This is a genomic window from bacterium, from assembly GCA_040755795.1.
In the GTDB taxonomy this organism is placed as follows: Bacteria; UBA9089; CG2-30-40-21; order CG2-30-40-21; family SBAY01; genus JBFLXS01.
On record JBFLXS010000002.1, the window covers coordinates 32,290 to 46,413 of the forward strand.

Annotated in this window: 1 protein-coding gene (only partly in view); it reads left to right on the plus strand. The window is 41.0% G+C overall.

On the plus strand, nucleotides 1-14,124 hold part of the coding region annotated (locus tag AB1414_00115) for a hypothetical protein (protein MEW6605839.1) (this coding region is incomplete at both ends). The annotated region is longer than the window, extending 32,289 nt past the left edge and 24,065 nt past the right edge; 14,124 of 70,478 annotated nt are visible.

Sequence of the window (14,124 nt, forward strand, 5' to 3'; positions counted from 1 at the left end):
CGAGGCAATGGTTATGGTGCATCAAGGACAATTCGGATAGAATTTGGGACGACACCGACAATTCAATTAACCTCTACTTATGCAGAAGGGAGTTGGACGACTACCTTTACCATAGATACACAACAGTATGGTCAGACGACAATAGTTGCTCATCAGGATGACGATGGACTTAAGGTAGAAGGGACAATAACCATATTGCCAAACATCATTCTGATTACGCCAATTGAAGGAACAGTAGGGACAATTATTACCATAAGTGGTAATGGTTATGTTGCATCTCGAACAATCCGCATAGAGTTGGGGACAACACCGACAATCCAATTGACCTCTACTTATGCCGAAGGTAGCTGGACAACTACATTTACCATAGATACACAACAATATGGTAAGACGACCATAGTTGCTCATGGAGATGGACTTAAGGTAGAAGGGACTATAACCATATTGCCGAATATTATTTTAATAACCCCAACAGAAGGAACAGTAGGGACAATCATTACTATTAGCGGCAATGGTTATGGTGCATCTCGGACAATCCGTATAGAATTTGGAACCACACCAACAATTCAGTTAACCTCTACTTATGCCGAAGGGAGTTGGACGACGACATTTACTGTGGATACTCAACAATATGGTCAGACAACAATTATTGCTCATGGAGATGACCAGGGAATTAAGGCACAAGGGACATTGACAATATTACCGAATATTATTCTCATTACCCCAACTAAAGGAACAGTAGGGACAATAATTACTGTTAGAGGTAATGGTTATGGTGCATCGCGGACAATCCGCATAGAATTTGGAACAACTCGCACACACCAGTTAACATCAACCTATGCTGAAGGTAGTTGGACAACGACATTTACCATAAATACACAGCGATATGGAACAACAACTATTATAGCTCATGGAGATATACTGGGAATTAAGGCTTATGGAACATTGACGATTGAATCAAATATTATTCTAATTACACCAACTGCTGGCACCGTAGGCAGGACTATTACTATTGCCGGTAATGGTTTTGGTGCAACGGAAAAAATACAGATTGACTTCGGCACAACTAAGAGTATTGCACTTCCAACATCAACGGCATTTGGGTCATTTAGTACGACCTTTACTAGAGATACCCAACCTTGTGGGACAACAACTATTAAAGTGACTGGAATAAGCACTAATCAAATACGATATGGTAGCATTACGATTCAACCGAATATTATCAGTATTACACCTGTTTCTGGGACGGTAGGAATTGTTACAACCGTAAAAGGAAATGGATATGGAGCAAGTGAACAAATTAAGATTGACTTTGGGACGACTTCAACGATTACAAGGACGACATCTAATGGCATTGGGCAATTTGAGGTGTCATTTACGATTATTTCTCAAGTTAAATGTGGTTCAACCACGGTTAGGGCAACAGGTCTTATATCAGGTGTTGAAGATACAGATGAATTTGTCATTACCGGAATTACCTTAGTTTCACCATCACAAGGAACGGTAGGGACGATGATTACTGTGCGAGGTGCAGGATATAAACTTCCCGATCCAATGGGAGAAATAGTCTGGATTGATTTTGGAGCTACTACTCACATTGCTTTTGATATGAGTAATGAATTAGGTGAATTTACGGTTATCTTTAGTATTAACACTCAAGTTCGTGGGACACATACTATTACAGCCTCTGGTGCGACAACAGGTAGAGTAGATACAGATGACTTTAGGATTTTACCCAATATCCATTCAGTTACACCTACCGCTGGGACAATTGGAAGTTATTACATAACAATTATAGGTACTGGTTTTGATGAAAGTGGACCGGATGATTCGATAAGGATTGATTTTGGCACTACCGATAATGGTATAGGTGTAGGTATGGATCCTTTTACACCGGTACCGGAGTGGCCAAAAGCATCAGCTGGGGGAACATTTACCGCCATATTTCGTAATGATATTACACAACCAGGTGGAACGACGACTATTACGGCTATAGAAATTAAGCAATTTGAAGAAAAATTCAGGGTTTATAATTACTTCCGTATCCTTGGTAAGATTACTAGCTACCAACCTACATCTGGCTCTGTGGGAACCAATGTTACTATAGAAGGTAGTGGTTATGGTGCTACAGAAACAATACAGGTTGATTTTGGGACGACGATGACTATTGGGATAACAACTACATCTGCTTTAGGTAACTTTAATCTTACCTTTACCGTTGATACTCAAGTCTATGGGACTACCTCAATATCTATTATCGGGCTGAGAACAGATATAGTAAGACAAGAAGAATTTATTGTTATTCCGAATATTACGGTTGTTTCACCATCTGTTGGTAAGATAGATAGTAGTGTAACTATTTATGGTAATGGTTATAAGGCATCAGAGACATTACAGGTTGACTTTGGAGTTACTTCCAGTATCACCTTTGTTAGTGCAGATTATCAGGGTAACTTTATGGCTATATTTACTGTTTCACAACAAGGTGCAGGCACAAAGACAATTACTGTTACAGGAATTGAATCACAAGGGAAAGCGACTAATGTATTTAGCATATTGGCAGGAATTAATAGAGTTTTACCTATGTCTGGTACTGTGGGAACGACGGTAACAGTAGAGGGTACAGGTTATACCCCGAATACGGAAGTAAGATTCCACTTTGGTGGAGAACCGGATATAAATCCTCCCCCTCGACCAAAAGTTAGTACCTATGGTACTTTTACCGGCACCTTTATTGTTAATACTCAACCTTATGGGACGACAACTATTACTGCGGTAGATACTGGTGTACCATCCGTATCAAGCTATGATTACTTCCTGATTACTTCTAAAATTATTTCTATAACACCCGAATCAGGAACAATAGGTAGAAATGTTACTGTCGAAGGTAACGGTTTTGGGCAAAATGAACTTATACGCATTAGTTTTGGGACAACTATAAGTGTAACATTTATAACTACTACAGGGGATGGAACTTTCTCAACTACCTTTACTATTACACCACAACCATATGGGACAATTACTATTAGGGCTTTTGGACTTAATACAGCGGCGGAATCTCAAGGTATATTTATTGTTAAAGGGAAAATTATTAGTGTAACACCTACAAAAGGGACGGTAGGAACTATAGTTACTGTAGAAGGGAATGGTTATGCGGCAATAGAATTAATACGGATTGATTTTGGAACGAATAGAACATTAACTATGGCTACAACAGACGATATGGGTGTATTTAGGGCTATATTTACAGCAGATACACAGGCTTATGGAACGACAACGGTCTTTGCTTATGGATTTAATTCTAATCAACTTAAGGAAGATGTATTCTTTATCATTACACAACGAATATTTGCTCCTTCACCTACCGTAGGGACAGTGGGAACAATAGTAACGGTTACCGGTAATGGATTTATGGCTTGGGAAGGACTCCGTGTTGATTTTGGAACTACTCGAACAATTGAAGTAGATGCAGCTGATGAAGATGGGGCATTTGTTCTTACCTTTAAGGTTGATTCCCAACCATATGGTGTAAGAACTATTTTGGTTACCGGAATGAATTCACAGGCTACGGATAGCACAACATTTGAAATGAGACCTTCTATTACTTTAGTTACACCTTCTATTGGTTCGGTGGGAACTATAGTTACTGTTGAAGGTGCTGGACATTATTATGTTACTCCGATAGCAGAAAAAGTATTTATTAAACTTAATTCAATTTCAATGGCGACCGTAACGGTTTCTGTTGTAGGTACCTATAGTGTTACCTTTACAGTTAATACTCAATCTTATGGAAGTAAGACGGTTAGTTCTAAAGGACAATATACGCCACAAACTTCGGAATCTCCTTTCTTTATTATTTCAAAGATTATATTAGTTTCACCTAATAAAGGTACTGTAGGAACAACAGTAACAATAAGAGGAACAGGATATGTAGAAAATGATATAGTTCAAATTGATTTTGGATTATATTCCACTATTGCGTTAACCACTGCTTCTATAGATGGTACTTTTGCCACTACCTTTACCGTAGATACCCAGAGTTATGGTAGTGTTACTATTACCGCAGGTGGATTGACAGCAGGATCAGATACAAGTATCTTCTTTATTGACATAGGTATAACTAAAGTATCACCTGACAGAGGTTCTGTGGGAACAGTGGTTGAGGTTATCGGGACAGGGTATTTACCAAATGAAGGAATAAGTATTACCTTTGGCTTGACTTCGACTATAGCGGTGGCTACAACTAATCAAAATGGTAGTTTCAGCGTTTCCTTTACTATTGATACTCAAAAATTTGGCACAACAACTATTATTGCTCTTGGTAGCCGTGGAGAGGCTAAAGGTTACTTTGCGATTACCACTAATATCATTCAACTGACACCAACAGAAGGAACTGTCGGAACAATAATTACCATTGCTGGTGATGGTTATGCCTCTTCAGAAATGGTGAGAATTGATTTTGGCACAACCATGTCTATTACTCTTACTCAGACAAGTTCCATGGGGACATTTGCTACTACCTTTACTGTTAATACACAACCTGCGGGATTGACTACTGTTAAATCTACTGGTAGTAAATCACTTACACCAGTTACTGTTTACTTTACCATTAAGCCTCAAATCGGTGTAGTTTCACCAGATAAAGGCACGGTAGGAACAATAGTTACTGTTCATGGTGAAGGGTACCGAGCAAATGAATCCTTAAAACTTGATTTTGGTGATAAAGCAACGGTTACGGTTACTTCTACTGACCAGACAGGGTCATTTACAACTACATTCACGGTTGATACCCAGGTTTATGGTTCGACAACCATTACCGTAACTTCAATCGCTGATAATTCAAGGTTTGCTCAGAACTACTTCTTTATTATTCCTCAAATAGTTCAGATAACTCCAACGCAAGGAACAATAGGGACTCAAGTTATTATTCTTGGTAATGGTTATGGTTCGTCAGATACGGTGCAGGTTGATTTTGGTTTGGCAATAAGTATTACGACCAGTGTAACAAGTTTAGCCGGGTCATTTACGGTTACATTTACGGTTGATACCCAGGTTTATGCGACAACAACAATTGTCGCGAAGAATCATATCGCCGGGTCAGCGACGATTACCTTCTTTATCTTAAATAGAATCATTAGTATAACTCCAACTCAAGGCACGGTGGGGACATCAGTTACTGTAGAGGCAAATGGTTATGGAAAACAAGAAGATGTCCGAATTAGTCTTGGTTTGACAAAGACGGTTGCAACTTATTTGACTGGTGAACGCGGGACATTTACGGTTGTCTTTACCATTGATACTCAACCTGCTGGAACAAACACGGTTACAATAACAGGTATTACTTCAGGTGCAACTTATCATGAATTCTTCTTTGTTCGTGCCCAAATTACATCAGTAACACCAACAGTAGGAACTGTGGGAACAATTGTGTCGATTTCTGCCACAGGTTATGGTGCTACTGAGTTAATCCAGATTAATTTTGGAACTACTCAAACTATTACTACCGTGTCAACCGATGCTTATGGAAAATTCTCAACGACATTTACGATTAATACCCAATATGTAGGAACAACGACTATTGTGGTAATTGGGATGAGAACTAATTGCCAGGAAACAGAGTTTGTCAAGATAATTAGTAATATCGTTACCGTAACACCTGACAGTGGGACAGTAGGTTCGGTAGTTACAATTAAAGGAAATGGTTTTGGTGATAGGGAAGATATAAATATTGTCTTTGGAACTAATGGAATTATTACCGCTGTATCTTCTACGCCGGATGGAACATTTACCGCGATATTTACTATTGATACTCAACCGTATGGCACAACGACAATTGTTATTACTGGTGTTGCAAGTAATGAGGTTCAAATAAGAACTTATAAGATTATGGCAAAGGTAATTAATGTGGAGCCAATAGAAGGACCCACCAGTGTATTGGTTTTAGTCGAAGGGAACGGTTATGGTATCTCAGAATTAGTCTGGATTGATTTTGGAGCAACACCGACAATTGTGACAACGACGACAAATAAACATGGTGAGTTTAAGACTTACTTTACTGTTACTCCTCAGGTAAGTCAGCGGGCCACTGTGACTGCAACTGGCTTGAATACAGGGGTTAAAGATGATTATGATCTGGTATTCAGGGTTAAACCTGGTATCGTCTCAATGGAACCTACCACCGGGACAGTAGGTAGTTTCATTACACTGGTTGGTGCCTCTTATTCAGCTACTGAACCAATTAGAATTGACTTTGGAACAACGAGGACTATTTACCTGGTAACCTCAGGGCCTGATGGTGGATTTAACATTACCTTTACCGTAGATACACAACCAGCAGGAATAACTACAATCAAAGCGACTAATGTTAATAATGGGTCTCAAACTGATACCAGAATATTCACTATTACAGGCAATATTATTACCTATACCCCGCAAAGTGGAACAGTAGGGACTATAGTTACTTTGGCTGGTAATGGTTATGGAGCGACTGAATTAGTGGTGATTACATTTGGTACGACCCAAACTATTGTTACCACTACTTCAACTGCTACCGGTTCATTTACCACTACATTTACCGTCAATACACAACCTTATGGTTCGACTACCATAATAGTTAGAGGTATTACTTCTGGACAGGTAGTAACAAAGACATTTACCATCCAACATCGAATTGAATATATTACACCTACTAATGGAACGGTTGGAACTTTAGTGACCGTTTTTGGTGATGGATATAAGGCGTATGATTATATCCGAATTCACTTTGGAACGACCTATTCTATTACTACTACCTCAAGTAATGAAAATGGTTCATTTACCGCGCAGTTTAGAGTTGATTCTCAACCTTATGGTTCAACTACTGTCATGGCAGTAGATGTTGAGATGGCGTCAACTATCTTCTCTATCTTGCCACAAATTGTTAATGTTTCACCTACAGAAGGAACAGTAGGAACGATAATTACCTTAGTAGGGTCAGGTTATGGAGCAATAGAAGATGTCCGAATAGATTTTGGAACCACTCAAACTATAACTATGGCTAACTCGAATATAGATGGCACATGGACAATTACCTTTACTGTTACCACACAAGGTTATGGGATTACGACTATTAAAGCTACTGGTTCAAATACACAGGTATCAAGTATTAATTACTTTAAGATAACGCCACAAGTTGTTAGTGTCAGTCCAGAAATAGGGACAGTGGGAACAATAATTACTATCCGTGGTACCGGGTTTATAGGCACCGAAGAAATATACATTAACTTTGGAATAACACAAACTATTACTACTACAATTTCAGATATAGAAGGGAGCTTTACCACTACATTTACCATAGATACTCAGGTCTTTGGAACGACTACCATAGCCGCTCGTGGTAAGGTTTCTGATACAGAAGTGGTTAATTACTTCAAGATTATTCCAGAAATTTACTATGTTACTCCAACAGAAGGTAGTGTGGGAACAATACTGAGGATATCAGGTTCTGGATATAGTGGTTCGGAGAATGTTGTTATAGATTTGGGTAAGAGAGCAACCGTATCTATAGCCAATACCTCTAATTTTGGCACATTCACTATCGCCTTTACGGTTGAAATCCAACCTTATGGAACAAAGACTATTGTTGGAAAGGGAATAGATTCTGCCGCAAAGGCTATTAATTACTTCCGTATTATACCTAATATTACAAATATAATTCCGTCAGCTTCACCTGCTAAGGGCACAGTTGGAGCAATAGTAGTAGTAGAAGGTGATGGTTTTGGTGAGAATGAACAATTATTTGTTGAATTTGGCACTACTCATACCATTACTATAACTACAAGTAGTGAATGGGGGACATTCTCAGCTACCTTTACTGTTGATACTCAACCTTATGGCACGACTACGGTTAAGGTGATAGGTTCAACTACGCCATTAACTGCTGTCGATTATTTCACTATTCTACCTAATATCTTTGTTACCTCTCCTTCAAAAGGCACGGTAGGAACAATAATTACTATTTGTGGTAATGGTTATGCCGCATCAGAAGAAGTGGTAATACAATTTGGCATTACAAAGACTATAACTATTACTTTGACAGATTTGATAGGGTCATGGACAACTACCTTTACAATAAATACACAACCTTATGGTTCTACAACAATTATAGCGACAGGATTAAATTGTGGGACTTCTGCCAATAGCTCTTTCAAGATACTACCAGAATTATGGTCAGTGGTGCTTGCGGAAGGGACAGTAGGGACAATCGTTACAATCCGAGGCACAGGTTATGCGGCGAATGAGTTAGTTTACATCCACTTTGGGACAACAAATACAATCACAATGACCTCAGCCGCAATTGAAGGTAGTTTCACGACGACATTTACCATTGATACACAACCTTATGGTTCGACGACAATCACTGCGGTAGGCTTGAGTTCAGGTGAGGCGATAAACGACTTCAAGATAGTGCCAGAATTATGGTCAGTGGAGTTAGGTGAAGAGACAGTAGGGACAATCGTCACAATCCGAGGCACCGGCTATGCGGCGAATGAGTTAATTTACATTCACTTTGGCACAACAAATACAATCACGACGACCTCAGCCGCAATCGAAGGTAGTTGGACTACAACATTTACTATTGATACACAACCGTATGGTTCGACAACGATAACAGCACTAGGCTTGAATTCAGGTAGTGCCATAAATGACTTCAAGATATTACCAGAGTTATGGTCAGTAGTGCTTGCCGAAGGGACAGTTGGGACAATCGTCACAATCCGAGGCACCGGCTATGCGGCGAATGAGTTAATTTACATTCACTTTGGCACGACAAAGACAATTACGACGACCTCAGCCGCAATCGAAGGTAGTTTTACGACGACATTCACTGTTGATACACAAGGATTTGGCTCGACGACAATAACCGCCGTAGGATTGAATTCCGGCAGTGCGATAAATTACTTCAAGATAACTGTTGAGTTATATTCAGTAACACCAACAGAGGGCACAGTAGGGACAATAATTACGATTAAAGGCACAGGGTATAAAGCCAATGAAGGAATAAGGATAGACTTTGGAGTTAAATCAACAATAACTACAACACAAGCCGATGGAACAGGTAGCTGGACAGTTACCTTTACCATCGATACACAGCCTTATGATAGAACTACAATCAAGGCAACAGGATTAACAAGTGGTGGAGAAGGGATTAATTACTTCAAGATACTGCCAGAATTATGGTCAGTGGTGCTTGCCGAAGGGACAGTTGGGACAATTGTCACGATACGAGGCACCGGGTATGCGGCGAATGAATTAGTTTATATTCACTTTGGCACAACAAAGACGATTACAACGACCTCAGCCGCAAGCGAAGGTAGTTTCACAACGACATTTACCATTGATACACAACCGTATGGTTCGACGACAATCACTGCGGTAGGTCTGAGTTCAGGTAGTGCCATAAATGACTTCAAGATATTGCCAGAGTTATGGTCAGTAGTATTAGCCGAAGGGACAGTAGGGACAATTGTGACGATACGAGGCACAGGGTATGCGGCGAATGAATTAGTTTATATCCACTTTGGCACAACAAAGACAATTACGACGACCTCAGTCGCAATCGAAGGTAGTTGGACTACAACATTTACTATTGATACGCAACCGTATGGTTCGACGACGATAACAGCGGTTGGCTTGAATTCAGGCGAGGCGATAAATGATTTCAAGATATTGCCAGAGTTATGGTCAGTGGTGTTAGCCGAAGGGACAATAGGGACAATTGTGACAATCCGAGGCACAGGTTATGCGGCGAATGAGTTAGTTTATATCCACTTTGGGACAACGAAGACAATTACGATGACCTCAGCCGCAATCGAAGGTAGTTTCACGACGACATTTACCATTGATACACAACCTTATGGTTCGACGACAATCACTGCGGTAGGTCTGAGTTCAGGTAGTGCCATAAATGACTTCAAGATACTGCCAGAGTTATGGTCAGTGGTGTTAGCCGAAGGGACAGTTGGGACACTAGTAACGATACGAGGCACCGGCTATGCGGCGAATGAGTTAGTTTATATCCACTTTGGGACGACAAAGACAATTACGACGACCTCAGCCGCAATCGAAGGTAGTTTCACGACGACATTTACCATTGATACACAACCTTATGGTTCGACGACAATCACTGCGGTAGGCTTGAGTTCAGGTGAGGCGATAAACGACTTCAAGATAGTGCTAGAATTATGGTCAGTGGAGTTAGGTGAAGGGACAGTAGGGACAATCGTCACAATCCGAGGCACCGGTTATGCGGCGAATGAGTTAGTTTATATCCACTTTGGGACGACAAAGACAATCACGACGACCTCAGCGGCAATCGAAGGTAGTTTCACAACAACATTTACTATTAATACACAACCTTATGGTTCGACAACGATAACAGCAGTCGGATTGAATTCAGGTAGTGCCATAAATGACTTTAAGATATTACCAGAGTTATGGTCAGTAGTGCTTGCCGAAGGGACAGTTGGGACAGTCGTCACAATCCGAGGCACAGGCTATGCGGGGAATGAGTTAATTTACATTCACTTTGGCACGACAAAGACAATTACGACGACCTCAGCCGCAATCGAAGGTAGTTTCACGACGACATTTACCGTTGATACACAAGGGTTTGGCTCGACGACAATAACCGCCGTAGGATTGAATTCTAACAGTGCCATCAATTACTTCAAGATAACTGTTGAGTTATATTCAGTAACACCAACAGAGGGAACAGTAGGAACAATAATTACGATTAAAGGCACAGGGTATAAAGCCAATGAAGGGATAAGGATAGACTTTGGAGTTAAATCAACAATAACTACAACACAAGCCGATGGAACAGGTAGCTGGACAGTTACCTTTACTATCGATACACAGCCTTATGATAGAACTACAATCAAGGCAACAGGATTAACAAGTGGTGGAGAAGGGATTAATTACTTCAAGATACTGCCAGAGTTATGGTCAGTAGTGCTTGCCGAAGGGACAGTTGGGACAATTGTCACGATACGAGGCACCGGTTATACTGCAAATGAGTTAATTTATATTCACTTTGGGACAACAAAGACAATCACAACAACCTCAGCCACAATTGAAGGTAGTTTCACGACGACATTTACCATTGATACACAACCGTATGGTTCGACGACGATAACAGCAGTTGGATTGAATTCAGGTAGTGCGATAAATAACTTCAAGATACTGCCAGAGTTATGGTCAGTGGTGCTTGCGGAAGGGACAGTTGGGACAATCGTAACAATACGAGGCACCGGCTATGCGGCAAATGAGTTAGTTTACATTCACTTTGGCACAACAAAGACAATCACGACGACCTCAGCCGCAATCGAAGGTAGTTGGACTACAACATTTACTATTGATACGCAACCGTATGGTTCGACGACGATAACAGCAGTTGGATTGAATTCAGGTAGTGCGATAAATAACTTCAAGATACTGCCAGAGTTATGGTCAGTGGTGCTTGCGGAAGGGACAGTTGGGACAATCGTAACAATCCGAGGCACAGGGTATGCGGCGAATGAGTTAGTTTACATTCACTTTGGCACAACAAAGACAATCACGACAACCTCAGCCGCAATCGAAGGTAGTTTCACGACGACATTTACCATTGATACACAACCTTATGGTTCGACGACGATAACAGCAGTTGGATTGAATTCAGGTAGTGTGATAAATTACTTTAAGATACTGCCAGAATTATGGTCAGTGGAGTTAGCCGAAGGGACAGTAAGAACAATCGTGATAATCCGAGGCACCGGCTATGCGGCGAATGAGTTAGTTTATATTCACTTTGGGACAACAAAGACGATTACAACGACCTCAGCCGCAATCGAAGGTAGTTTCACAACAACATTTACCATTGATACACAACCGTATGGTTCGACGACAATCACTGCGGTAGGCTTGAGTTCAGGTGAGGCGATAAACGACTTCAAGATACTGCCAGAATTATGGTCAGTGGTGCTTGCGGAAGGGACAGTAGGGACAATCGTTACAATCCGAGGCACCGGCTATGCGGCGAACGAGTTAATTTACATTCACTTTGGCACAACAAATACAATCACGACGACCTCAGCCGCAATCGAAGGTAGTTTCACAACGACATTTACTATTGATACACAACCGTCTGGTTCGACAACGATAACAGCAGTAGGCTTGAATTCAGGTAGTGCCATAAATGACTTCAAGATACTGCCAGAATTATGGTATGTCAATCCAGCCGAAGGGACAGTTGGTAAGATAGTAACGATTCGAGGGACAGGATATAGTGCCAATGAGTTAATTTACATTCACTTTGGCACAACAAAGACAATCACAACGACCTCAGCCGCAATCGAAGGTAGTTTCACGACGACATTCACTGTTGATACACAAGGATTTGGCTCGACGACAATAACCGCTGTAGGATTGAATTCCGGCAGTGCGATAAATTACTTCAAGATAACTGTTGAGTTATATTCAGTAACACCAACAGAGGGCACAGTAGGAACAATAATTACGATTAAAGGCACAGGTTATAAAGCCAATGAAGAAGTAAGGATAGACTTTGGCACAACATCAAGTATTACCACAACACAGGCAGATGGAACAGGTAGCTGGACAGTTACCTTTACCATCGATACACAACCTTATGATAGAACTACAATCAAGGCAACAGGATTAACAAGTGGTGGAGAAGGGATTAATGACTTCAAGATACTACCAGAGTTATGGTCAGTGGTATTAGCCGAAGGGACAGTTGGAACAATCGTAACGATTCGAGGCACAGGGTATGCGGCGAATGAGTTAGTTTACATCCACTTTGGCACAACGAAGACAATCACGACGACCTCAGCCGCAATCGAAGGTAGTTTCACAACGACATTTACTATTGATACACAACCGTATGGTTCGACGACGATAACAGCGGTTGGCTTGAATTCAGGTAGTGCGATAAATAACTTCAAGATACTGCCAGAATTATGGTCAGTAGTGCTTGCCGAAGGGACAGTTGGGACAATCGTCACAATCCGAGGCACCGGCTATGCGGCGAATGAGTTAGTTTACATTCACTTTGGCACAACAAAGACAATCACGACAACCTCAGCCGCAATCGAAGGTAGTTTCACGATGACATTTACTATTGATACACAACCTTATGGTTCGACGACAATCACTGCGGTAGGTCTGAGTTCAGGTAGTGCCATAAATAACTTCAAGATAGTGCCAGAATTATGGTCAGTGGAGTTAGCCGAAGGGACAGTAGGGACAATCGTTACAATCCGAGGCACCGGCTATGCGGCGAATGAGTTAGTTTACATTCACTTTGGCACAACAAAGACAATCACGACAACCTCAGCCGCAATCGAAGGTAGTTTCACGACAACATTTACCATTGATACACAACCGTATGGTTCGACAACGATAACAGCGGTTGGCTTGAATTCAGGTGAGGCGATAAATGACTTCAAGATACTGCCAGAATTATGGTCAGTGATGCTTGCCGAAGGGACAGTAGGAACAATCGTAACGATACGAGGCACAGGTTATGCGGCGAATGAGTTAGTCTATATCCACTTTGGGACGACAAAGACAATCACGACGACTTCAGCCTCAATCGAAGGTAGTTTCACAACAACATTCACTATTGATACCCAATCTTATGGTTCGACAACAATTACTGCGGTAGGTTTAAATTCAGGTGAGGCGATAAATGACTTCAAGATACTACCAGAATTATGGTCAGTGGTATTAGCCGAAGGGACAGTAGGGACAATCGTTACAATCCGAGGCACAGGCTATGCGGCGAATGAATTAGTTTACATTCACTTTGGGACAACAAAGACAATTACAACAACCTCAGTGGCAATCGAAGGTAGTTTCACAACGACATTTACCATTGATACACAACCTTATGGTTCGACGACAATCACTGCGGTAGGTCTGAGTTCAGGTAGTGCCATAAATAACTTCAAGATACTGCCAGAATTATGGTCAGTGGTGTTAGGTGAAGGGACAGTTGGGACAATCGTAACAATCCGAGGCACAGGCTATGCGGCGAATGAATTAGTTTACATTCACTTTGGGACAACAAAGACAATTACA